21 protein-coding genes and 1 tRNA gene are annotated in these 23,091 nt (G+C 69.0%); 14 read left to right on the top strand and 8 right to left on the bottom strand.

All coding sequences use genetic code 11. The annotated features are described in order from the left end of the window. Positions 1 to 185 precede the first annotated feature (185 nt). Positions 186 to 932 (top strand): SDR family oxidoreductase, encoded by a 747-nt coding sequence (locus FA743_RS09835; RefSeq protein ID WP_136885937.1) that lies wholly within the window; start codon positions 186 to 188, stop codon positions 930 to 932. Between the two features lie 377 nt (positions 933 to 1,309). Next, positions 1,310 to 2,512, top strand: a complete 1,203-nt coding sequence (locus FA743_RS09830; protein WP_136885936.1) for a Hint domain-containing protein — start codon at positions 1,310 to 1,312, stop codon at positions 2,510 to 2,512. A gap of 135 nt (positions 2,513 to 2,647) precedes the next feature. On the opposite strand, the gene FA743_RS09825 is transcribed toward FA743_RS09830, so the two are convergent. Next, positions 2,648 to 2,724, bottom strand: a tRNA-Ile gene (locus FA743_RS09825). Positions 2,725 to 2,831: 107 nt separating this feature from the next. Between FA743_RS09825 and purM the strand changes: the two genes are divergently transcribed. Together purM and purN are read left to right on the top strand one after the other, a co-directional pair. After that, complete coding sequence (purM, locus tag FA743_RS09820; protein WP_136885935.1) at positions 2,832 to 3,872, top strand: phosphoribosylformylglycinamidine cyclo-ligase; 1,041 nt, start codon at positions 2,832 to 2,834, stop codon at positions 3,870 to 3,872. After that, positions 3,869 to 4,456 (top strand): phosphoribosylglycinamide formyltransferase, encoded by a 588-nt coding sequence (purN, locus tag FA743_RS09815; RefSeq protein WP_136885934.1) that lies wholly within the window; start codon positions 3,869 to 3,871, stop codon positions 4,454 to 4,456. Before purM ends, purN begins: the two co-directional genes overlap by 4 nt. A 1-nt stretch (position 4,457) precedes the next feature. On the opposite strand, the gene FA743_RS09810 is transcribed toward purN, so the two are convergent. Next, the gene (locus FA743_RS09810) at positions 4,458 to 5,063 is read right to left on the bottom strand and encodes a thiamine phosphate synthase (RefSeq protein WP_136885933.1); all 606 of its coding nucleotides are present in this window, start codon (positions 5,061 to 5,063) and stop codon (positions 4,458 to 4,460) included. Between the two features lie 69 nt (positions 5,064 to 5,132). Here FA743_RS09810 and FA743_RS09805 point away from each other — a divergent pair, with 69 nt between their 5' ends. Genes FA743_RS09805 through FA743_RS09795 form a run of 3 tightly spaced genes read left to right on the top strand, consistent with a single transcriptional unit; the run spans position 5,133 to position 8,517 of the window. Then, entirely contained in the window at positions 5,133 to 5,861 is a 729-nt protein-coding gene (locus tag FA743_RS09805; RefSeq protein ID WP_136885932.1) for an RNA methyltransferase, read from the top strand. Between the two features lie 38 nt (positions 5,862 to 5,899). After that, on the top strand, positions 5,900 to 7,048 hold the full coding sequence (ctaA, locus tag FA743_RS09800; protein WP_136885931.1) for a heme A synthase: 1,149 nt from the start codon (positions 5,900 to 5,902) through the stop codon (positions 7,046 to 7,048). Beyond that, entirely contained in the window at positions 7,045 to 8,517 is a 1,473-nt protein-coding gene (locus FA743_RS09795) for a carboxypeptidase M32 (RefSeq protein WP_136885930.1), read from the top strand. Before ctaA ends, FA743_RS09795 begins: the two co-directional genes overlap by 4 nt. Before the next feature lie 170 nt (positions 8,518 to 8,687). On the opposite strand, the gene preA is transcribed toward FA743_RS09795, so the two are convergent. The 5 genes from preA to FA743_RS09770 form a co-directional block, all read right to left on the bottom strand. Beyond that, positions 8,688 to 9,986 carry an NAD-dependent dihydropyrimidine dehydrogenase subunit PreA gene (gene preA / locus FA743_RS09790; protein WP_136885929.1) on the bottom strand — a complete coding sequence of 433 codons (1,299 nt, stop codon included), beginning with the start codon at positions 9,984 to 9,986 and terminating at the stop codon, positions 8,688 to 8,690. 11 nt (positions 9,987 to 9,997) lie between these two features. Continuing rightward, a complete protein-coding gene (locus tag FA743_RS09785; protein WP_169308837.1) occupies positions 9,998 to 11,368 on the bottom strand; it encodes an NAD(P)-dependent oxidoreductase in 1,371 nt (456 codons plus the stop codon). A gap of 97 nt (positions 11,369 to 11,465) precedes the next feature. Continuing rightward, positions 11,466 to 12,770, bottom strand: a complete 1,305-nt coding sequence (locus tag FA743_RS09780) for a sensor histidine kinase (protein WP_136885928.1) — start codon at positions 12,768 to 12,770, stop codon at positions 11,466 to 11,468. After that, positions 12,767 to 13,426 carry a response regulator transcription factor gene (locus FA743_RS09775; RefSeq protein ID WP_136885927.1) on the bottom strand — a complete coding sequence of 220 codons (660 nt, stop codon included), beginning with the start codon at positions 13,424 to 13,426 and terminating at the stop codon, positions 12,767 to 12,769. Before FA743_RS09775 ends, FA743_RS09780 begins: the two co-directional genes overlap by 4 nt. Positions 13,427 to 13,432: 6 nt before the next feature. After that, positions 13,433 to 13,810: a PepSY domain-containing protein gene (locus FA743_RS09770; protein ID WP_136885926.1), complete on the bottom strand. Its 378-nt coding sequence runs from the start codon at positions 13,808 to 13,810 to the stop codon at positions 13,433 to 13,435. 137 nt (positions 13,811 to 13,947) lie between these two features. Here FA743_RS09770 and FA743_RS09765 point away from each other — a divergent pair, with 137 nt between their 5' ends. The 5 genes from FA743_RS09765 (at position 13,948) to FA743_RS09745 (ending at position 19,082) form a co-directional block, all read left to right on the top strand. Further along, a complete protein-coding gene (locus FA743_RS09765) occupies positions 13,948 to 14,961 on the top strand; it encodes a PepSY-like domain-containing protein (protein ID WP_136885925.1) in 1,014 nt (337 codons plus the stop codon). A gap of 228 nt (positions 14,962 to 15,189) precedes the next feature. Next, positions 15,190 to 16,308, top strand: coding sequence for an extracellular solute-binding protein (locus FA743_RS09760; RefSeq protein ID WP_136885924.1), 1,119 nt, complete (start codon positions 15,190 to 15,192; stop codon positions 16,306 to 16,308). A 50-nt stretch (positions 16,309 to 16,358) separates the two neighbouring features. Then, positions 16,359 to 17,423 carry an ABC transporter ATP-binding protein gene (locus tag FA743_RS09755; protein ID WP_136885923.1) on the top strand — a complete coding sequence of 355 codons (1,065 nt, stop codon included), beginning with the start codon at positions 16,359 to 16,361 and terminating at the stop codon, positions 17,421 to 17,423. Next, a complete protein-coding gene (locus FA743_RS09750) occupies positions 17,416 to 18,297 on the top strand; it encodes an ABC transporter permease (RefSeq protein ID WP_136885922.1) in 882 nt (293 codons plus the stop codon). The genes FA743_RS09755 and FA743_RS09750 overlap by 8 nt, the downstream gene beginning before the upstream one ends. Next, the gene (locus FA743_RS09745) at positions 18,294 to 19,082 is read left to right on the top strand and encodes an ABC transporter permease (RefSeq protein WP_136885921.1); all 789 of its coding nucleotides are present in this window, start codon (positions 18,294 to 18,296) and stop codon (positions 19,080 to 19,082) included. The genes FA743_RS09750 and FA743_RS09745 overlap by 4 nt, the downstream gene beginning before the upstream one ends. Here the strand turns inward: FA743_RS09745 and FA743_RS09740 are convergent. Further along, positions 19,079 to 19,696 (bottom strand): nucleoside/nucleotide kinase family protein, encoded by a 618-nt coding sequence (locus FA743_RS09740; protein WP_136885920.1) that lies wholly within the window; start codon positions 19,694 to 19,696, stop codon positions 19,079 to 19,081. The genes FA743_RS09745 and FA743_RS09740 overlap by 4 nt on opposite strands. Positions 19,697 to 19,828: 132 nt before the next feature. On the opposite strand from FA743_RS09740, the gene FA743_RS09735 reads away from it, so the two are divergent. Beyond that, entirely contained in the window at positions 19,829 to 21,736 is a 1,908-nt protein-coding gene (locus FA743_RS09735; protein ID WP_211242232.1) for a sensor histidine kinase, read from the top strand. Further along, positions 21,733 to 23,088 (top strand): sigma-54-dependent transcriptional regulator, encoded by a 1,356-nt coding sequence (locus FA743_RS09730; RefSeq protein WP_136885919.1) that lies wholly within the window; start codon positions 21,733 to 21,735, stop codon positions 23,086 to 23,088. The genes FA743_RS09735 and FA743_RS09730 overlap by 4 nt, the downstream gene beginning before the upstream one ends. Positions 23,089 to 23,091: the final 3 nt, after the last annotated feature.

The raw sequence follows: 23,091 nt of genomic DNA, 5'->3' as shown, positions 1-23,091 counted from the left end.
CAGGGACAACGGGGCGGGCGCCGATCCGTTCGCACACGATCCCGACATCCCCAGGGCCCGCGCCGCGCGCCGGACCGGCTTGCACGGGGCGCGGGGGCATGATCCAGATGTCCGGGCAACACGAGGGGCGGCCGGATGGCGGCCCGGGCGGACAGGGGCGCCGGAGGTGCCGGACGGAGGACAGGATGGTCGATCTTCAGGGAAAGGTGGTGCTGATCACCGGGGTAAGCCGCGGCATCGGCGCCGCCGCCGCGCGGGCCTTCGCCGCGGCGGGCGCCCATGTCGGCGCCATGGCGCGGACCGAGGCGGCGGTATCCGGGCTGGCGACCGAGATCGGCGGTCTGGCGATCTGTGGCGATGTGGCGCAGGCCGCCGACATGGAGCGTGCGGTGGCCGACCTGACCGACCGCTTCGGGCGGCTGGACGTGCTGGTGAACAATGCGGGCCTCATCGGGCCGATCGGCGATCTGGCCACGACCGATCCCGACGCCTGGGGGCTGGCCATCGACGTGAACCTCAAGGGCGTCTTTCACGGCATGCGCGCGGCGCTGCCGGTCCTGCGGGCGGGCGGCGGCGGGACGATCCTGACCGTGGGCTCGGGCGCGGCCCATGCTCCGCAACAGGGGTGGAGCGCCTATTGCGCCGGCAAGGCGGGCGCCCTGATGCTGACCCGCGCGCTGGATCACGAGGCGCGGGCCGAGGGCATCCGTGCCCTCAGCCTGTCGCCCGGCACGGTGGCGACGGACATGCAGAAGACGATCCGCGCCAGCGGCATCAACCCGGTCAGCCAGATCGACTGGTCCGTCCATATTCCGCCCGAATGGCCCGCGCGGGCGCTGGTCTGGATGTGTACCCCCGAGGCCGACGCCTTCCTCGGCTCTGAGATCTCGCTGCGCGACGAGGCGATCCGCCGGAAGGTGGGGCTGGTCTGACACCTGGCGTGCCGGCGGGGCGGGTTGGCGCACCTGCCGGATGCCGCGACTGACCGCAGGGTGCCACCGGTCCCCTGTCGCTGGCCCCACCTGTGCATCGGCCCTGCATGGTCTTGGACGCAGGCCTGGCCTTGCTGCCAAGACGCCTTGCGCTGTTCGTGGTCAGCCTATGGCGCAGGCAATTCAGCCCTGCTGACAAGGTCGGTCAAGGCTGCTCACGTCCAACGATTGGATTAAACTAAACTAACTTGTGCAGAAAACGGCTGATTCTTCCTGCGCGTGTGGTATGCAACTCAGGGGTTATTGATTCATGACCTGATCGCCTGTCCTTCTTTCCCGCGTCTTGCGGGAATTCCGGTGTCAAATGAGGTTTCCACATGCCATTCCTAACTCAAATCAACGGCGCAACCATCGATCTCGGCGCCGAGACGCCTGTCGTCACCTTGCCGCCCACGGGGGTACTGAATTCCTTTGGCGAGTCGAGGGAGTTCGAGCAATATAACGTTCTGGACGATGGAAGTTCGACCACCACCCAACCGGGCGAATATCTCGCTCCCATCGTCGGCGGTGAGCCGATTGCGGGCTCCTACCAGGGAGGCGTCGAGTTTTCCAACGTCGGGCTTAATTTGGGTCCAGTCTCGGTAACTTCTCTTATCGATATTCGCGCTACAATTACTGTAAATCAGATCACTGGTGACTATTTTATCGATCAAAGCGGGAATGTGTTTATCATTTCCGAAGACCCCTTGGATGCAGATAACCTGACCGTATCTGGCTCCTTAACCACAACGACGGCAGGCCTACCCGCCACTGTTTCGCTGCCCGATGTTTCACTAACCGAGTTCGTCGCCAACAATCCTCTCTTGGCGCCGAACGGCGTAAACGGCCTTCTAAATCAGGTTGTGACCACCCAAACGCCCGATCCCGATGCAAGCCTCGTCATCGAAACAGACGAAATCGGGGCCCTCGTCTGCTTTGCCGCGGGAACGGACATCCTGACGCCCTCCGGATACAGGTCCGTCGAAGATCTTTCCGTGGGCGACCTTGTTTGCACGAAGGATAACGGGGATGTGCCGATCTCCTGGATCGGCTCGCGAAACGTGACCCCGGCGGTTCTGACCGCGTTCCCGAATTTCCGACCGATCCGTATCTCGGCAGGCGCATTGGGTGCCGGACTGCCATCGACGGACCTGATGGTGTCTCCGCAGCATCGGATCTTGATCCGCTCGAAGATCGCGCAGAAGATGTTCGGGACGAACGAAGTCCTGGTCGCCGCGAAGCAATTGCTTCAGATCGAGGGCATCGACATCGCGCAGGACGTGGACAGCGTCGATTACTTCCACTTCATGTTCGACAAGCATGAGGTCGTGATCGCCAATGGTGCCGAAACCGAGTCGATGTTCACCGGTCCCCAGGCTTTGAAATCGGTTAGCCAGGCTGCCCGCGCAGAGATTTTCGCCCTGTTCCCGCAACTGCGCGATCGGGACCACGCTCCTCAAGGTGCCCGCGTCCTGGCCTCGGGCCGCATGGGGCGCAAGCTGGTGTCCCGGCACATCCAGCACCGCAAGGTCTTGGTCTAGCGTCCAACCACGCCTTGCAAACGTCAGGAAAGCCCGCGCCCCCCCGCGCGGGCTTTCGTCATGCGGTTTACCGCGCACGGCACCTGCAAAATTCCGACGGCGCCGCGACGGGACGCATGGTCCTGCAAGGGATATTGGTAGGCCCGGCAGGACTTGAACCCGCAACCAAGGCGTTATGAGCGCCCTGCTCTGACCAGTTGAGCTACAGGCCCCCGCAGCGAGGCTCTGCCTAGCCGCGCCCGGCACGCAGGTCAAGCTTGGGCGTTGCCCCGGGGGCGGGGTTCGGCTATCGGGGGGCCGACATCAGCCGGGGGCCGCCATGACGAAGAACGGGATCAGCTATCGCGACGCGGGCGTCGACATCGACGCTGGAAACGCCTTGGTCGAGCGGATCAAGCCCGCCGCCGCCGCCACAGCGCGGCCGGGCGTCATGGATGCGCTTGGCGGCTTCGGGGCGCTGTTCGATCTGAAGGCCGCGGGCTATGACGATCCGGTGCTGGTCGCGGCGACCGATGGGGTGGGCACCAAGCTGCGCATCGGCATCGACACCGGACATCTGGACGGTCTGGGGCAGGATCTGGTCGCCATGTGCGTGAACGATCTGGTCTGCCAAGGGGCCGAGCCGCTGTTCTTCCTGGATTACTTCGCCACCGGCAAGCTGTCGGTCGACGAGGGCGCCCGCGTGGTCGAGGGGATCGCGCGCGGCTGCCAGGCCGCCGGCTGCGCCCTGATCGGCGGAGAGACCGCCGAGATGCCCGGCATGTATCACGATGGCGATTTCGATCTGGCAGGCTTTGCCGTGGGCGCCATGCAGCGCGGCACCGCATTGCCTGCAAGCGTGGCCGAGGGGGATGTGCTTCTGGGGCTGGCCTCGGACGGGGTCCATTCCAACGGCTATTCGCTGGTGCGCAAGGTGGCCGACCATGCCGGCCTGGCCTGGTCCGACCCCGCGCCCTTCGCGGACAGCACCTTGGGCGAGGCGCTGCTGACCCCCACGCGGCTCTATGTCAAGCCCGCACTGGCGGCGATCCGGGCGGGGGGCGTGCATGCGCTGGCCCATATCACCGGCGGCGGGCTGACCGAGAACCTGCCCCGCGTCCTTCCCAAGGATCTGGGGGCCGAGATCGACCTGACCGCATGGCCGCTGCCGCCGGTCTTCGGCTGGCTGGCGGAGGCAGGCGGGATCGCGCAGGACGAGATGCTCAAGACCTTCAACAGCGGCATCGGCATGATCCTGGTCGTGGCGCCCGACCGCGCCGAGGCCCTGGCCGATCTGCTGGCGGGGCAGGGCGAGACGGTCCACCGCATGGGCAGCGTCACGGCAGGCGTGGGCATCCGCTATTCCGGCACGCTTGCGTGACACGCGTCGCGATCCTGATCTCGGGCGGCGGATCGAACATGATCCGGCTGGTCCGGGACATGACGGGCGACCATCCCGCACGCCCGGTCCTGGTCGCCTCGAACGACCCGCAGGCGGGCGGGCTGGCACGCGCCGCCGCCTTGGGCGTGCCCACGGCGGCCGTCGATCATCGCGACTTTCCGCGCGACCGCGCCGGGTTCGAGGCCGCGCTGCTGCAGCCCCTCCTGGCCGCGGATCCCGACATCATCTGCCTCGCGGGCTTCATGCGCATCCTCACGCCCGCGTTCGTGCAGCGCTTCGCGGGGCGGATGCTGAACATTCACCCTTCTCTTTTGCCCAAATACCCTGGCCTTGCGACTCACGCCCGCGCGATCGCTGCGGGGGATGCGCAGGCGGGCTGCACGGTCCATCTGGTCACGCCGGAACTGGATGCCGGGCCGGTCCTGGGGCAGGCGCGGGTACCGGTCCTGCCGGGCGACGATGCGGACGCTCTGGCCGCGCGGGTGCTGGTGCAGGAGCACCGCCTCTATCCGGCGGTGCTGCGGCGCTTTGCGGCGGGCGACCACACGCCGGTGATGCTCTAGGTCAGGTCCACAGCTGGACGAGGGCCGCGACCGGATCGTCCTGGGTCCAGATCTCGGCGCCGAGCGCGATGAAATCGGTCATCGGCGACAGTTCCGCGATCAGGTCGCGGGTGATCGCGCCCTCGGCCACGACCGGCACCTCGATCATCTCGGACCACCACTGGAACAGCTCCAGCTCCACCGGCTCGCCCTTGTAGAGCGCGCTTTCGGTGATCGGACCGAAGGCCACGTAATCGGCCCCGTGCTCCGCCGCCGACAGCCCCTCGTGGCGCGAGGCGCCGCAGAAGGCGCCCACGATGGCATCGTCGCCCAGTTCCTTGCGGGCATAGCGCACGCTGCGCGCCCCGTCGGTCAGGTGCACGCCGTCCAGCCCGTGCCGCTGCGCCAGCTTGACATGGTCGTCGATCACCACGGCCACGTCGCGGGCATGTCCGATCTCGCGCGCCAGATCGGCCAGCCGGCCCAGCTCGTCCTCTTCGGCGCCGCCGCGGATGCGCAGGCAGGCGGGGGCGATGCGGTCCATCACCTCGGCCAGCAGGGGGCCGAGGGCCGAGGCCTGCGCTCCGGCGGGCGTCATCAGGTACAGTTGCGGCGCGTCGTCACTCATGGAATATCTCCTTCATGTCGCAGATAGCGCAGCTTGCCCGTCGCCGCCAGACGCACTAGATGCCGGACCATGCAAATCGAACGCGCTCCCGTCATCATCCTGGTCCGTCCGCAGATGGGCGAGAACATCGGCGCCGCCGCCCGCGCCATGCTGAATTTCGGCCTGACCGAGATGCGGCTGGTCGATCCCCGCGACGGCTGGCCCAACCCGAAGGCGGTCGCCATGGCCTCGGGCGCCGCAGGCCGCGTGCTGGACCACGCCCGCGTCTATCCCACCTTGGCCGAGGCCATGGAGGGCATCGAATACGCCTATGCCACCACCGCGCGGGGCCGCGAGCTGACCAAGCCGGTGCTGACCCCCGAGGCCGCGATGACCGAGGCGCGCGCCCGCCAGGGCCGCAGCGCCATCCTCTTCGGCCCCGAACGCACGGGGCTGGAGAATGACGAGATCGCCCGCGCCAGCGCCATCGTGACGGTGCCGGTGAACCCCGATTTCCCCTCGCTGAACCTTGCGCAGGCGGTGCTTCTGATGGGCTATGAATACGGCCGCGACATCCTGCCCCCCGAGCCCGCCCCCCATCTGCGGCGCGGTCTGGCCGAGACCCCCGCCGACCGCATCGAGATCGAGCGGTTGGGCGATCACTATGACGACCAGCTGACGCAGGCGGGGTTCTTCTTTCCCGACACCAAGGCCGCCTCCATGCGGCTGAACCTGCGCAACATGTGGTCGCGCCTTGCCCTGACGCAGGGCGACGTGCGCATCCTGCACGGCATCCTGCGCCAGTTGACCCGCCGCTGACCGCCCCCGTTCCTCTCGCCGCCAACAAGGAGACCGCGATGGCCAAGCGCCCTGTGTTCCAGGAAGTCTCGGACCCCACCGCCACCAGCCGCCCCGTCCAGACCACCGGCATGATCGACGCCCGGCCCAAGGGCGCGCGCGGCGCGATCAGGGTCTGGCTGATGGTGCTGTTCGCGATGGTGCTGGCGATGATCGTGGTGGGGGGGGCGACGCGCCTGACCGGCTCGGGCCTGTCGATCACCGAATGGGCGCCCGTCACCGGCACCATCCCGCCCCTGAACGCCGCCGACTGGCAGCGCGAATTCGACGCCTATCGCCAGATCCCGCAATATGTCGAGGTCAACCGGGGCATGTCCCTGTCCGAGTTCCAGTACATCTACTGGTGGGAATGGGGACACAGGTTCCTCGGGCGCGCCGTCGGGCTGGTCTGGGCGCTCGGGTTCCTGGCCTTCTGGGCCACCTCGCGCATCCCCGCCGGCTGGACGCCGCGCCTGCTGGGCCTGGGCGCGCTTGGCGGATTGCAGGGCGCGATCGGCTGGTGGATGGTCAGCTCGGGCTTGACCGAGGGGATGGTGCGCGTGGCCTCCTATCGCCTCGCCACGCATCTGGGCATCGCCTTCGTCATCCTGGGCCTGATCACCTGGTACGTGCTGCACCTGTCGCGGAGCGAGGCGCTTCTGATGCGGTCCCGCCGGGCGGGCGAGGCCAAACTGTTCTCGATGTCTACCGGGTTGATGCACCTGACCTTCGTGCAGATCCTGCTGGGCGCGCTGGTCGCGGGCATCGATGCGGGCCGGACCTATACCGGCTGGCCCACCATGGGCGGCGAGTGGATCCCCGCCGCCATCTGGGACGGCACGATGGGCTGGCGCAACTTCTTCGAGAACCCGGCGCTGGTGCAGTTCATCCACCGCATGACCGGCTATCTGCTGGCGGCCTTCGCCGTGGTGGTCTGGCTGCGCGCCCGCCGCTCGCCCCATCCGGTCACCCGCCGGGCCTTCACGCTGATGATCGCCGCCATGGCCGTGCAGATCGCGCTCGGCATCGCCAATGTCATCTACGCCTCTCCCTTGCATCTGGCGCTGACGCACCAGCTGGGCGCGGTCGTCCTGTTCGCGACGCTGCTGCGCGCCCGCCACCACGCCCGCTATCCCCATGAAACCTCGATCCGAGGAGTGATCCGATGAGCGCCCTGACCGACCTGCTGGCCTTCCAGCGCCAGACCGAAGCCCTGTCCTCGGTCGCCGAGCGGCTTGGCTGGGACCAGGAAACGGTGATGCCGCGCGGCGCCACCGAACAGCGCGCCGAGGAGATGGGCGCGATGGAGGAGGTGCTGCACGAGCGCCGCACCGATCCGCGCTTGGGCGAATGGCTGGACGATGCCGATCCCCGGACCGAGGCCGAGCGCCGCACCGTCGCGCTGATCGCCCGCGATTTCGCCCGCACCAGCCGCGTGCCGGCGCGTCTGGCATCCGAACTGGCGCGGCTGACTTCGCTGTCGCAGGGCATCTGGGCCGAGGCCCGTGCCAAGGACGCCCCCGAGGACTTCCTGCCGACCCTCGATCAGGTGCTGATGCTGAAGCGCGAGGAGGCCGCCGCCCTGGCCGATGGCGGCGATCTGTACGATGCGCTGCTGGAGGATTACGAGCCCGGCATGACCGGCGCGCGCTTGGCCTCGCTCTTCGACGCCATGCGCCCGCGTCTGGTGACGCTGCGCGACGACGTGCTGGGCGCCGACCGCCAGCCGCAGGCGCTGTCGGGGCATTTCCCGCAGGAAACCCAGCTGCGTCTGGCGCGCAGCTGCGCCACCGCCTTCGGCTATGACTGGACGCGGGGGCGGATCGATCTGGCCGTGCATCCCTTCAGCTCGGGCCGTTGGCAGGACAGCCGCATCACCACGCGGGTGGTCGAGACCGATCCCTTCAACTGCATCTATTCGACGATCCACGAGGTCGGCCATTCCAGCTACGAGCTGGGCATCGATCCCGATTACGCCTTCACCCCTCTGGGGCGCGGCGTCTCGATGGGTGTCCATGAAAGCCAGAGCCGCATCTACGAGAACCAGATGGGCCGGGGCCGGGCCTTCACCGGCTGGCTGTTCGACCGCATGAGCCAGGCCTTCGACGGGCTGAACATCACCGACCCGGACGCCTTCTACGCCACCGTGAACCGTGTGACGCCCGGCTATATCCGCACCGAATCCGACGAGGTGCAGTACAACCTGCACATCATGCTGCGCTTCGATCTGGAGCGCGACCTGATTTCGGGGCGCCTCGACACGCGCGATCTGGTCGAGGCCTGGAATGCGCGCTTCCTGAAGGATTTCGGCGTGGCGGTGGACCGGCCCGCCAACGGCCTGCTGCAGGACGTGCATTGGGCCGTGGGCCTTTTCGGCTATTTCCCGACCTATGCGCTTGGCAATGTCTATGCGGGCTGTCTGAACCAAGCCCTGCGCGAGGATGTCCCCGATCTGGACGCGGCCTTGGCCCGCGGTGACGCCACCCCCGGCGCCGAATGGCTGCGCGAGAACGTCCAGCGCCATGGCGGCCTGCTGCCCCCCGCCGAGCTGATCGAGACCGCGACGGGCGGCCCGATCGGCCCGGAACCGCTTCTGGATTATCTCGAGGAGAAGTTCGGGCGCATCTACGCGTTGTAGGCGAAGACTGGATATTTGAGCCAAGATGAAAGGGCAAAGGGACGCGTGACCCATGGCCCCTTCATCTTGGTAAAAATATTCCGGGGGTCGTAGGCTGGTGCGCCACTGGTCCGAGGACCAGCCGGCGACGGGGGCTGGCCCCCCGGCGTCGCGAGACGCAAGAGCCTCGCCTATTCCGCCGCCCGCGCCATCGGGTTGTTCGGATGCTGGGTCCAGTTGGCATAGCCTGCGCGAGGCAGGCCGGTGCGCGTGTCGATCTCGCCCAGCTCCAGCTCGCGCATGGTGATGCAGTCCTCGACCGGACAGACATCGACGCAGAGGTTGCAGGCCACGCATTCCTCCTCGATCACCTCGAAGACGCGGCCGGGCTTCATGGCGATGGCCTGGTGGCTGGTATCCTCGCAAGCGGCATAGCAGCGACCGCAGCTGATGCAGGCCTCCTGGTCGATCACCGCCTTGGTCACATAGTTCAGGTTCAGATGCTGCCAGTCGGTGACATTGGGGGTGGCGCGGCCGATCAGGTCGGACAGCTGCATCTGATGGCTGTCCAGATAGTCGTGCAGGCCGGTGATCATCTCCTGCACGACCTTGAAGCCATAGGTCATCGCCGCCGTGCAGACCTGCACATTGCCCGCGCCGAGCGCCATGAACTCGGCGGCGTCGCGCCAGGTGGTGATGCCGCCGATGCCGCTGATGGGCAGGCCCGCCGTCTCGGGGTGGCGGGCGATCTCGGCCACCATGTTCAAGGCGATGGGCTTGACCGCCGGGCCGCAATAGCCGCCATGGCTGCCCTTGCCGTCGATGGTGGGCTGGGGCGCGAAGAGGTCCAGATCGACCGAGGTGATGGAGTTGATCGTGTTGATCAGGCTGACCGCATCCGCGCCGCCGCGCTTGGCGGCCTCGGCGGGTTTCCTCACATCGCTGATATTGGGCGTCAGCTTGACGATGCAGGGCATGCGGCTGTGCTTTTTCACCCACCGGGTGACCATCTCGATATATTCCGGCACCTGGCCCACGGCCGAACCCATGCCCCGCTCGGCCATGCCATGCGGGCAGCCGAAGTTTAGCTCGACCCCGTCGGCCCCGGTATCCTCGATCCGGGCCAGGATGTCGCGCCAGCTGTCCTCATCGCAGGGCACCATCAGCGAGATGATCAGCGCGCGGTCGGGATAGTCGCGCTTGACCGACTTGATCTCGCGCAGGTTCACCTCCAGGGGTCGGTCGGTGATCAGCTCGATATTGTTGATGCCCAGGACGCGGCGGTCGGGGCCGTGGATGACGCCATAGCGGGGGCCGTTGACGTTGACCACCGGAGGGCCCTCGCTGCCCAGGGTCTTCCACACGACGCCGCCCCAACCGGCCTGAAAGGCGCGGCGGACATTGTATTCCTTGTCGGTAGGCGGCGCCGAGGCCAGCCAGAAGGGGTTGGGGGATTTGATGCCGATGAAGGTGCTGCGCAGGTCTGCCATGGGGTGCGTCCTCAGCCGGGGATTTCGACGGGACGTCCGGTCAGCCGGGCGTCGATGTCTTCTGCCGCGTCGCGGCCTTCCGCCACGGCGGTGACGGTCAGATCGTCGCCGCCCGCCGCGCAGTCGCCGCCTGCCCAAACCCCGTCAAGGGTGGTGCGGCCCGGTCCGGTGACGGCGATCTTGCCGCCCTCCAGCGCCAGCGCCGATGGCGCGCCGTCCAGCCGCTGGCCGATGGCGCGGAAGACCTGATCGGCCTTCAGGCGGAAGCGGTCCTCGGTCAGGGTGAGGCCCCCGGGGCCGTCGACGGTATAGGCGAACTCGACCTCGGTCACCGCGCCGTTGCCGTGGACGGCGACGGGGGCGGCGTTGCAGATGAGGCGGACGCCGCTGGCGGTGGCGTGGTCCTGCTCATGGCGGCTGGCGCCCATGCGGTCCTGACCGCGGCGATAGACGATGCTGACGTTCTCGGCCCCCAGCAGCCGGGCCTGCACGGCGGCATCCACCGCCGTCATGCCGCCGCCGATCACCACCACGTCGCGGCCCACCGGCAGGGTGCCCAGATCCGAGGCCTGCCGCAGGTCGCGGATGAAGCTGACCGCATCCAGCACATGGGTCCGGTCCTCGCCCGTCGCGCGCAGGGCGTTCACGCCGCCCAGACCCATGCCGAGGAACACCGCGTCGTATTCCGCCTGCAGCGCCTCCAGCGTGATGTCGCGGCCAAGCGCCTGATCGTGGCGCAGGGTGATGCCGCCGATGCCCATCAGCCAGTCGACCTCAGCTTGGGCGAAGCCGTCCACGGCCTTGTAGCTGGCGATGCCGTATTCGTTCAGACCGCCGGGCTTGGGACGGGCCTCGAAGATGGTGACCTCGTGGCCCTTGGCGGCCAGCCGATGGGCGGCGGCCAGACCGGCGGGGCCCGCGCCCACGACCGCCACGCGCTTGCCCGTGGCGGCGGCGCGCCTGAACGGATGCGCATCCTGGGCCATCAGCCCGTCGGTGGCATAGCGCTGCAAGGCGCCGATCTCGACCGGCTGGCCCTCGGCCTCCATGCGCACGCAGGCGCCTTCGCAGAGCTGCTCGGTCGGGCAGACGCGGGCGCACATGCCGCCCAGGATATTGGCGTGAAAGATGGTCATCGCCGCCGCGTCCGGCGTGCCGGTCGAGATCTGGCGGATGAACAGCGGGATGTCGATGCTGGTCGGACAGGCCGTGATGCAGGGCGCGTCATGGCAGAAATAGCAGCGATCGGCGGCGATGCGCGCCTCGTGGCGGTCCAGCGGCGGGGCGACATCGACGAAGTTCGCCGCCAGCTGGTCGGGGGTCAGACGCCCCGGCACCACGCCGGGGGCCAATCGCATCGGGGGCAGTTCGGCTTGGGACATTTTCGTCTCCTGGCTCACCTGTTGGTCAGATCAGGCTGGCACAGGTCCGTTTTTTTATCAAATGGTAAAATATGAGCCGCGAAGCTTTGCGGAAATTTCAGGCAGGCAGATCGAGGATCGCCGCCAGACCGCCCAGATCCGAGCGTTCCAGACGCAATTCGCCGCCATGCAGTGCGGCCAGATCGGCCACGATGGCCAGCCCCAGCCCGGCCCCGGGGGGGCCCAGCTCGTCCAGCCGCGCGCCCCGGATCAGCGCGCGGGGGGCCTGGGTCGCGTCCAGGCCCGGGCCGTCGTCCTCGATCCTCAGGACCAGCCGACCGGGCGCGGGCTGCACGACCAGCCGCAGCCGCGCGCGGCCCCATTTGGCGGCATTCTCGGAGAGGTTGCCGATCATCTCCTCCAGATCCTGACGCTCTCCGGGGAAGGCGGCATCCGGGGGGCAGTTGACCTCGGCGGTCATGCCCTTGTCGGCCAAGGGCCAGCGCAGGACCAGCAGGATATCCTCGATCACCGGCGCCACCGGCGTTCGCTGACCCAGCAGGCGCGGTCCGGCCTGGCGCGCGCGGCGCAGATGCCAGCCGATCAGCCGGTCCATGCGGGTGATCAGCGCTTGGCCCGCATGATTCACGGGCAGCTCGTTCGACAAGGCTGACAGGGGCGTCTTCAGCGAATGGGCCAGATTGCCCAGATGCTGGCGCGAGCGGGCCAGAAGCGTGGCGTTCTGGTCCAGCGCGGCGTTGATCTCGTCGGTCAGGGGGCGCAGCTCGGACACGTCGGGGCGGGCCAGCCGGTCGGCGCCGCCCGCCCGGACCCGGCCCAGATCGGCGCGCAGGCGGTCCAGACTGCGCAAGCCGATCGTTACCTGCACAAGGCTGGCCGCCGCCAGCCCCAGTCCCAGCACGGCCAGCGCCACGGCCAGAGGGCGGACGATCTGGACAAGGCTCGCCTCGATCTCGGACAGGGGGGAGGTCACGGTGACCGCGATTCGGGCATCGCTGTCGGGGATGGTCAGCTCGCGCCGAAGGACGCGCAGGCCCGCGCCGTCGGTGTCGCGGCCCATGGCCCCGGTCAGATCGCCCTCCGGTCCCGTCAGCTGCCCGTCCAGCAGCGATCCGGACCGCGCGACCGCCGCCCCGTCCGCCGCGACCTGCCAGTACCAGCCCGACAGCGGCAGGGTGAAGCGCACGTCCAGCGGCGTGTCGTCCAGCTCGATGCGATCGTCGTCGTCATCGACCTCCAGCTGGCCGATCAGGCTGTCGGCGATGGCCAGCGTCTCGGCATCGAAGCGGTCGGTCACGAAATCCTTCAGCAGATGCGCGATCAGCAGGAAGGCCGCCAGCAGCGCTGCCGACAGCCAGACCGCCGCCAGCAGCAGCAACCGGCCCCGGATGGAGCCTGTCACGCGACCCTCAGGACATAGCCCTCGCCGCGCCGCGTCTCGATCACGCCCTCGCCGACCTTGCGGCGCAGGCGACCGATGACGACCTCGATCGACTTGAAGTCGCGATCCGTCTCGGCCTCGTAGAGGTGCTCGGACAGCTCGGTCCGGCTGACCACGCGGTCCTGATGGTGGATCAGATAGGTCAGGATGCGCGATTCGAAGCTGGTCAGCTTCAGCGCCACCCCGTCGCGGGTGATGACGCCCAGCTGCCCGTCCAGCTGCAGCCGCCCCGCCTGGATCTGGGGTCGCGCATGGCCCGCCGCGCGGCGGATCAGGGTCTGGGCCCGCAGCACGACCTCGTCCAGGCGGAAGGGCTTGACGGCATAGTCGTCGGCCCCCGCGCGAAAGCCCGCCACCTTGTCGGTCCAGTCGCCGCGCGCGGTCAGGATCAGCACCGGCAGGGTGAGGCCCTGATCGCGCCAGCGGGTCAGCACCTCGATCCCCGACAGGCCCGGCAGGCCCAGATCCAGGATCGCCACGTCATAGCTTTCGGTGGCCCCCAGGAACTCGCCCTGGGTGCCGTCCGGGGCATGGTCGATGACGAACCCGGCCTGGGTCATGGCCTGGGACAGCTGGTCGGCCAGAAGGGGGTCGTCCTCGACGATCAAGGCGCGCATGGGGGGTCAGTCCTGGGGTTGGGCCGGGGCAAAGCGGCGGGCCTGCAGTTGGCCGCGCCCGGCCACCTCCAGGAACCGCCCCGTACGGGCATCGACGCGGATGTTGAGGCGGTTGCGGTCCGGCGTCAGCAGGCGGAACTCATAGACCAGCTCGGCACCCATCGCGCGTTCCTGGGGCGAGGGGGGCCGCGTCTCGGCGGCCAGCAGGCGCCCGGCATAGCGGGCGGTGACGGCCTCGGCGATCTGGTGGAAGGGCATGGGGCGGAAACTGGTGGCCCAGGGGTCGACCGCGTCGGGCGGCGGCGCGGGCTGCGCGGCCACGGGCCCGGCCAGCGCCGCCAGCAGCGGGACCATCAGAATCGCAAGGGGGGCGGGGCGTCTCATGAAGGTCATTATGGCCATGCGAACCCCAATGAAAACCAAATGCCGCATTGGCGGTTCGTTCGGGCGCCCTGGGTTAGATGTGATTCGTCGCGGGCCACCATCGACGGCCACGCCAGAATTTCACAGGAGAAGACCACATGACCATCACCCATCTCGCCTCCACCGCCGCGCTGATCGCCCTTGTCGCAGGCACGGCCCCCGTCGCCGCCCAGACCGCACCCGACGCCCCTGCCACCGCCCAGGCCGGCGGCATCGAGCTGCCCGCCCTGCTGCAGGGCCTGGAGCTGAGCCGCGTCAGCGTCGAGACCAAGCGCGACGGCCAGCGCGAATACGAGGGCAATCTGCCCGACGGCACCGAGATCGAGGCCGAGTTCGACATGGCCGGCAACCTGATCAAGATCGAGGCCGATGACGGCATGCTGCCCGCCCCGGTCGTCGATGCGGCCCTGCCGGCCGAGCTGCGCGACCACGAGGCGCTGTCGCTGTTCGCCACCTATGAGGAGATCAAGACCCATCCCCGCCATCTGGAGATCAAGGGCCGCAGCGAAGCGGGCTCCGAGGTCGAGGTCAAGTTCGCCCCCGACAACAGCCTGATCGAGATCGAGACCGATGACATGGCCATGCCGCAGGCGATGATCGACACGATCCTGCCGCAGGCCGTCCGCTCCAACGAGATCATCTCGCAATTCGGCATGATCGAGGAGATCAAGGCGGAATACGGCCGCTTCGAGGTCAAGGGCGAGGATGCCCAGGGCGAGGACATGCGCGCGCAGTTCGACGAGGCGGGCAACGTGCTGCGCTTCGCGCGCGACGGAGAGCGCGACGGCGATCGCGAGGGGCGCGGCCCGCGCCACGAGCGGGGCGATCACGGGCGCGGCGATCACGAGCGTGGCCCGCGCGGTGACATGATGCGCGGCGACATGATGCGGGGCGAGGGCCCGCGCGGCGACATGATGCGCGGCCAGGCGCCGGCGCCGGAATTCGACACGGTCGCGGTGAACGCGAGCCTGACCGAGGCCGGCTATTCTGCCTTCGGCCTGCTGCGTCAGGACGGCCCCCGCGTGATGCTGGACGCCACCAACCCGCAGGGCGAGGCAGTGACGCTGGAGCTGGACCCCGAGGGCGAGGTCCTGCGCGAAACCGCGCGCTGATCGCCACGCGCACCGACCGCACGGCAGGGCCGCCCCGGAGGGGGCGGCCCTTGGCGTTGGGGCGGCCGCCCTCGGCCCGGGCAAACCCGTCAGAAAGACGCTTTGCGAACGCGCCGCCCCGGTCTAGGCTGCCGCGCGGGACCGTCCCGGCCTTGCGCTGTCATTTCTCTGACATGGCAATCGGTTACCGGATTGCGGTCAAGGACATGACACAGGAGGATCACCAAGATGACACGGATCGACCGACGCGGCCTGCTGCGCGGGGCTGCGGCCACCGCCGGGGTGACGCTGGCCTCGCCTTACCTCGCCCGGCGCGCGATGGCGCAGGGGGCTGGCACGGTGAACATCTTTGCCTGGGCCGGCTATCTGAACGACGAGATCCTGGCCGCCTTCACCGAGGCCACCGGGATCACCCCGAACTTCACCCCCTACGGCACCAATGACGAGCTGCTCAACCAGCTGCGCGCCAACAACGGCGCGGGCTTCGACCTGATCTGGCCGACCGTGGACCGCGTGCCGAACTATGTCGAGTTCGGGCTGGTCCAGCCCATCGACGAGGCCCGCGTCGAGGTCGCCCGCGTGCTGCCGAGCGCGTGGGAGAACTCGGTCAACCTGGGCGCCGTGGTGGACGGGGCGCGCTATCAGGTGCCGACCGACTGGGGCACCGAGGCGGTGGCCTTCGACCGCGACCAGCGCCCGTTGGAATACGGCACGGCCTCCTATGGCGACATCTGGAACGACGGGGCGCAGGCCACCGTGCGCGCCCATTCCGCGCTGATCGGCCTGGGCCTGTGGCTGGAGGCCGAGGGCCGTCTGCCGCGCCCGCTGCTGGACGCCTTCACCTCGCCCGAGGCGCAGACCGAGATCTTCGACGTGATCCTGGCCGAGGCCGTCGAGCGCAAGGGCAATGTCATCCAGTTCTGGAACAACGAGAACGAGGCGCAGGGCGCCTTTCGCGTCAATGGCGCGAATGTCGGCCAGACCTGGGATTCGACCGCCGCGACCCTGGCCCGCGAGGGGATGCCGATCGGCTTCATCGCGCCACGCGAGGGCGCGCTGGCCTGGATGGAGGGCCTGTCGATCCCCACGGGCGCCGAGAACCTGGATCAGGCCTATGCCTTCATCAACTGGTTCCTGACCCCCGAGGCGGGCGCGATGTACACCAACGCGACCTCGATCAACTCGACCGCGGTGGGCTCGGACCAGCTGATCTCGGACGAGGCGCGGGCCTTCTTCGCCGCCGCCTATCCGGGCGATGCCCTTGAAAAGTTGTGGTGGTGGCCGATCCAGGAAAGCTGGTACGTCACCAAGCGCAACGAATATCAGGACCGCTTCCTGTCGGCCTGACCCCTTGGCGGGGCGCCCCCGGCGGGCGCCCCCTTGTCTTTGGAGAGACGATGTCCCATTCCGTGGAACTGGCCGGGATCGGCATGACCTTCGGCACCACCCGCGCCGTCAGCGACGTGACCTTCAAGGTCGCGGCCGGAGAGTTCTTCTCGATCCTGGGCCCCTCGGGCTGCGGCAAGACCACGATCCTGCGCATGATCGCGGGCTTCATCGAACCGACCGAGGGCCGCGTGCTGATCGGCGAGCGGGACATGGCGGGCCTGGGTCCCGACCAGCGTCCGACCGCGATGATCTTCCAGTCGCTGGCGCTGTTCCCGCTGATGTCGGTGCGCGACAACATCGCCTTCGGCCTCGAGGCGCGGGGCATGTCGCGCCCCGAGCGCCGGGCGAAGGCCGACGACCTGCTGCGCCTGATCGCGCTGGAGGGCTATGGCGACCGCATGTCGGGCGAATTGTCGGGCGGCCAGCGCCAGCGCGTGGCCATCGCCCGCGCTTTGGCGGTGGAACCCGGCGTCCTGCTGCTGGACGAGCCCCTGTCCGCGCTGGACCTGAAGCTGCGCCAGCACATGCGGGCGGAACTGCGCGCGCTGCAGAAGCGCACCGGCGTCACCTTCATCTACATCACCCACGACCAATCCGAGGCGCTGGCCATGTCCGACCGCGTGGCCGTCATGTCGGACGGGCTGCTGCAGCAGGTGGCCAGCCCGCGCGCGCTCTACGACAACCCCGCCACCCCCTTCGTCGCCCGTTTCGTGGGCGAGACGAACGCCATCCCGGGCCGCATCATTCAGGTGCAGGACGGCCATGCGCGCATCGACACGGCGCTCGGGTCCCTGACCGGGCGGGCGGGGCATGGCGCCCAGGCCGGCCAGCCCGGCACCATCTATATCCGCCCCGAGGCGCTGATGCCCGGCGGCACCGAAAACACGCTGACCGCCGGGATCGAGCGGGTGGATTTCGAGGGCTCCTTCGCGCTGGTCCACGGCCGCTTCGACGGGGGCGAGGCGCTGGCGGCCTCGATCCCCAGCACGCGGCTGGCCGAGGCGCCGGAACCCGGCAGCCGCGCCAGCTTCGGCTTTGCGCCGGGACATGCGGTGGTGCTGGGCGATGGGTGAGCTGAAGAACCGCTTCGGGCCGGGCCTCTCGACGATCTTCGTGACGCTGGTGATCTTCTGGCTGGCGGGGATGGTGCTGGCCCCGAACCTGATGATGATCGACTATGCCCTGCGCCCGAACCTGCCGCCGCAGGCGCTTGGCGGGCCGGAGGACACCTATTCGCTGGCCAACATCCTCTATCTGGCCGGAGAGCCGACGCACCGGGCGATCTTCTTCAAGACCATCTGGGCCAGCGCGCTGGTGGCGGGGGTCACCTTCCTCGTCTGCTATCCCATCGCCTTCTGGCTGGCGCAGCGTGCCACCACGGGGCAGCTGGCGGTGGCGATGCTGCTGATCATCATCCCCTTCTTCATCAACGAGGTGCTGCGCACGCTGGCCTGGTTCATCATCCTGGCCTATCGCGGGCCCTTGAACAGCGCGCTGATGAACATCGGCCTGATCGACGCGCCGATCCGCTGGCAGGGCGATGGCGGCGTGCTGGCGGCGATGGTCTATGCCTATATCCTGTTCATGCTGCTGCCGATCTACAACGCCATCGAAAGCCTGGAAAAAGCGCAGATCGAGGCCGCGCGCGACCTGGGCGCGCCGACCTGGCGCATCCATACCCGGGTGGTGATCCCCCATGCGAAGGCAGGCATCGCCACGGGCTTCGTCTTTACCTTCATGCTGGCGGCGGGATCCTATGTCGCGCCCGCGCTGCTGGGCAGCCCCGGCAGCCGCTGGTTCACCGAGATCATCTACAACTGGTTCTTCGAGGGCGGCGACTGGAACCGGGGCGCGGCCTATGCGCTGGTGCTGCTGGTCCTGTGCCTGGCCGTAGTCTTGGTCACGCTGAAGCTGGTGCGCGTCAACCTGACGGATGTGGCGAAATGAGGGCCGAGAGCATCCTGCGCGCGATGATGGCCCTCTATCTGGGCGTCTTCGTGCTGTATCTGTTCGCGCCGCTGGTCATCATGGGGGCGGCGGCCTTCAACGAAAGCCGCTTTCCGACGGTGATCCCGTGGCAGGGCACCACGCTGGAATGGTTCTCGGCCATGTGGGCCGATGCGGCGATGTGGCGGTCGCTCTGGACCTCGGTGCTGATCGCGGTGGCGGTGGTGGTGATCGTGGTGCCGGTGGGCACGGCGGCCGCGCTGGTCCTGACCTCGCTGCATGCGCGCGCGCGCGGCGTGGCCTATGCGGTCATGGTCTCGCCGCTGCTGACGCCGGGTGTGGTGATCGGGATTTCCACGCTGATCCTGTGGCGGCAGCTGGGCGTGGGCGGCGGGATCTTCCTGATCGTGCTGGCGCAATCGACCTTCATCATCAGCTATGTGATGCTGATGGTCATGGCGCGGCTGCAACGCTTCGACCGCACGCAGGAAGAGGCCGCCCTGGGCCTGGGCGCCTCGCGCATGATGGTGTTCCGCCGGGTGCTGCTGCCCTTCCTGCGCCCCGCGCTGCTGGCCTCGGGCGGCCTTGCGGTGCTGCAATCGATCGAGAACTACAACACCACCCTCTTCGTGCGCGGGTTCGAGACGCCCCTGACCGTCTTCATCGCCACCAAGGTCCGCACCGGCCTGACGCCTGCGGTGAACGCGCTGGCGCTGATCATCATCCTCGCCACCGTCATCGGTGCCATCGCCTACGAGATCGCGCGGCGCCGCAAGGCGGCCTAGCCGTTGGGCAGGATCAGGTCGGGCGCGCGGCTGGCGCCCAGCACCAGATCGACATTGGGCAGGTCGTTCTGCATCACCTTGGCGCGCGCCTGATCGGCGGGCAGGGCGCGCCAGCGGGCGGTCAGCCGCGCCTCCAGCACCGGGCGTGCCACCTGCAGCAGGACCGTCAGCGCGAAATGCGGCGCCAGATCGCGCCAGCCGGGGCGGTCCAGCAGCAGATAGTTCCCCTCGACCAGGATCAGCCGGGCCTGCGGGGGGATCTCGCGGGCGCTGGCGCGGCTGATCTCCAGATCGCGGTCGAAGACGGGGACCAGCACCGCGCGCCCGTCATCGCGCGCCAGCCGGTCCAGCATCGCCGCGAAACCGTCCAGATCGAAGGTCTGCGGCGCCCCCTTGCGCGCCAGATCGCCCCGCGCCGACAGAAGCCCGTCATCCAGGTGATAGCCGTCCATCGGCAGCAGCGCCGCGCCCGGAACCTCGCGCAGCAGCGCCTCGGTCACGTGGCTCTTGCCCGCGCCCGGCGGGCCGGCCAGCGCCACCATCCGCCGCGCGGGGCCCCGCGCCAGATCCCGCAACCGCGCCGCCAGCTGCGGCAGATCCGTCTTCTCGCTCATTGTATTGCCCCTCGGGTCCCCGGTCCCGCCAATCAGTCCCATGCCCGCCCCGCTGCGGCAAGAGGCGCGGGCGGGCTTGCCCCGGGGCCCGCGCCGGGGGAAGATGCCGACCGGCAGGACAGGAGGCCCCGCGTGGTGCAGGCGACAGAGGCGACCGGCCCCCGGCGGGGCATGGACCGCGACCTGCGGCAGCGCCCCTGGGCCATGGGCTTCGGCAGGCCGCTGGCGCGGCACCGGCGGCGGGTGGCCGCCATCGCCTTCCTGGCGGTCATCGGTTGGGCGATGCTGGTGCAGGCGAATGGCTGGCTGGCCACGCGGTCGATCATCGCCACGGTCCCGCAGGGCGAGAACATCCTGCGCCTCGCCGTCTCGGGCCTGCGCGGAGAGCTGGCGCGCCACGAACGCCTGCCCGACCTGATGTCGCGCGCGCCCGTCCTGACGGCGGCGCTGCGCCCCGATCCGGGCCGCGCCGACATCGCCGCAGCCAACCTGTATCTGCGCCACGTGGCCCGGCTGATGGGCCTGTCGGATGCCTATATCATGACGCCCGACGGGCGCACGGTGGCGGCCAGCAATTTCGACCAGTCTCTCAGCTTTGTCGGTGAAGTCTTTGACTATCGGCCCTATTTCGCGGATGCGCTGGCGGGTGGGCAGGGGCGGTTCTTCGCGCTTGGCACCACCTCGGGCAAGCGGGGCTATTACTTCGGGGCGGCGGTGCGGGACCGGGGCCGGGTGCTGGGCGTGCTGGCGCTCAAGGTCGATGTGGACGCCATCGAGGACAGCTGGCGCGCCGCCGAATACGAGATGATCGTGACCGACAGCGAGGGGATCGTCTTTCTGGCCAGCCGCCGCGACTGGCAGTTCCGGTCCCTGGCGCCGCTGACGGACGCGGCCCGCGCCCGCATCGCCGCGACCCGGCGCTATGACGACGCGCCGCTGGACATGCTGCCCCTGCAGCCGGCGGGCGAGGTGGGCGACAACCCCCTGCTGCGGCTGGAGCGGCCGGGCGCGCGGCGCGAGTTCGTGACCGTGGCCGAGGCGATGCCCGAGGCGGGCTGGACGGTGCAGGTGCTTCTGGATACGGCGCCTGCGCGGCGGCAGGCGCTGATGGCCTCGGTCGCGGGGATGCTGATCCTCTGGGCGGGGCCTGCGGGGCTGATGGCTTGGGCGCAGCGCCGGGCGCGTCTGCGCGAGCGCCTGTCGATCCAGGCCGAGGCCCAGGCCCAACTGGAGGGGCGCGTGGCCGCCCGCACCGCCGAACTGGCCGAGGTGAATGCCCGGCTGGAGGCCGAGGTGGAGGAACGCCGCGCGACCGAGGCCGAGCTGCGCCGCACGCAGCGCCATCTGGTGCAATCGGCCAAGCTGGCCGCGCTTGGCCAGATGTCGGCGGCGCTGTCGCATGAACTCAGCCAGCCCCTGGGGGCGGTGCGCAACTTCGCGGCCAATGCGGTGACCTATCTGGACCGTGACCGGGTGCCGGACGCGCGCCAGAACGTCACCCGCATCCTGTCCCTGACCGACCGCATGACCGAGATCGGCCGCACCCTGCGCAACTTCGCCCGCAAGCCCAATGCCGCCCTGTCCGATGTGGACCTGCATGACGTGCTGCGCGACGCGCTGGAGGTGATCGCCTGGCGCATCGGCAAGCGCCCTGTGACGCTGGACGTCGACCTGCCGCCCGGCCCCCTGCTGGTGCGGGCGGGCCCCGTGCGGTTCCAGCAGGTGATCGTGAACCTGCTGTCGAACGCGCTGGATGCGCTGGAGGGGCAGGAGGACGCCGTCATCCGCCTGCGCGCCGAGGCAGGGCCGGAGCGGGTCGTGCTGACCGTCTCGGACAACGGGCCGGGCATCCCCGAGGGGCTGGACGACCGGATCTTCGATCCGTTCTTCTCGACCAAGGGGGTGGGGGCCGGGCTGGGGCTGGGGCTGTCGATCTCGTTCAACATCGTCAAGGATTTCGGCGGAGAGCTGCGCCTGCTGCGCCAGCCCGAAGGCGCGGCCTTCCAGATCGACCTGCCGCGCGCGGAGGTGTCGTCATGAGCGCGGGGCGGATCGTGCTGGTCGATGACGAGGCCGACATGCGCCTGTCGACCGCGCAGGGGCTGGATCTGGAGGGGTTCGAGGTCGACGACATGGCGGATGCGCAATCCGCGCTGGAACGGGTGGGCTTCGGTTTCGACGGCATCGTGGTGACCGACATCCGCATGCCCGGCATGGACGGCATGACCCTGATGAGCCGCATCCACGAGATCGACGCCGACATCCCGGTGATCCTGGTGACCGGGCATGGCGACATCCAGCTGGCGGTGCGCGCCATGCGGCAGGGCGCCTATGACTTCGTCGAAAAGCCCTTCGACGGGCAGCAGCTGGCCGAGATCGCCGCCCGCGCGATGGAGTATCGCCGCATCGTGCTGGAGAACCGCGTGCTGCGGGCGGCGGCGGGGCAGGCCGACGATCTGGAGACGCGGCTGGTCGGACGCTCCAACGTCATCATCGACCTGCGCCGCCGCCTGCGCACCATCGGCCCCACCGAGGCCGACGTGCTGATCGTGGGCGAGACCGGCACCGGCAAGGAGATCGTGGCCCGCGCCCTGCATGACCTGTCGCCCCGCGCGCGCCGTCCCTTCGTCGCCATCGACTGCGCGGCCCTGCCCGCCGCCCTGATCGAATCGGAATTGTTCGGCCACGAGGCGGGCGCCTTTCCCGGCGCGCTGCGCCCCCGCTATGGCAAGTTCGAACATGCGCGCGGCGGCACCATCCTTCTGGACGAGATCGGGTCCATGCCCTGGGACGTGCAGGGCAAGCTGCTGCGGGTGGTGCAGGACCGGGTGATCTCACCGCTCGGGTCGAACGAGGACCGGGTGCTGGACGTGCGGTTCCTGGCGACCTCGCGCCAGCCGCTGGAGGACGAGGTGGCGGCGGGCCGGTTCCGGGCGGATCTTCTCTATCGGCTGAACGTGGTGACGCTGACCGTGCCGCCCTTGTCGGCACGGCGCGAGGATATCCAGCTTCTGTTCATCAAGCTGGTGCAGGAGGCCGCCGCCCGCCATCGCCGGGCCGCCGTGGCCATCCCCCCACAGCTTCTGGCCGAGATCGTGGAGCGTGCCTGGCCCGGCAATGTGCGCGAGTTGCGCAACGCCGCCGACCGCCACGCGCTCGGCATCGCCCTGCAGCCCGCCGAGGATCGCGGCCCCGACCAGATGCGCCTGGCCCACCGGGTCGCGGGATTCGAGCGCGACGTGATCGTGGCGACGCTGGCCGCGCAGGGCGGGCGGCTGAAGCCCGTCTACGAACAGCTTGGCCTGTCGCGGAAATCGCTTTACGAAAAGATGCAGAAATACCGGATCGACAAGTCGCTCTACAGCGATGCGGGGGACGAGGCCGACCCCTGATGG

This window comes from Paracoccus gahaiensis, from assembly GCF_005048225.1.
Lineage (GTDB): Bacteria > Pseudomonadota > Alphaproteobacteria > Rhodobacterales > Rhodobacteraceae > Paracoccus > Paracoccus gahaiensis.
The sequence above is the reverse complement of the archived record's forward strand: the minus strand, read 5'-3'. Positions and strand labels throughout refer to the sequence as shown.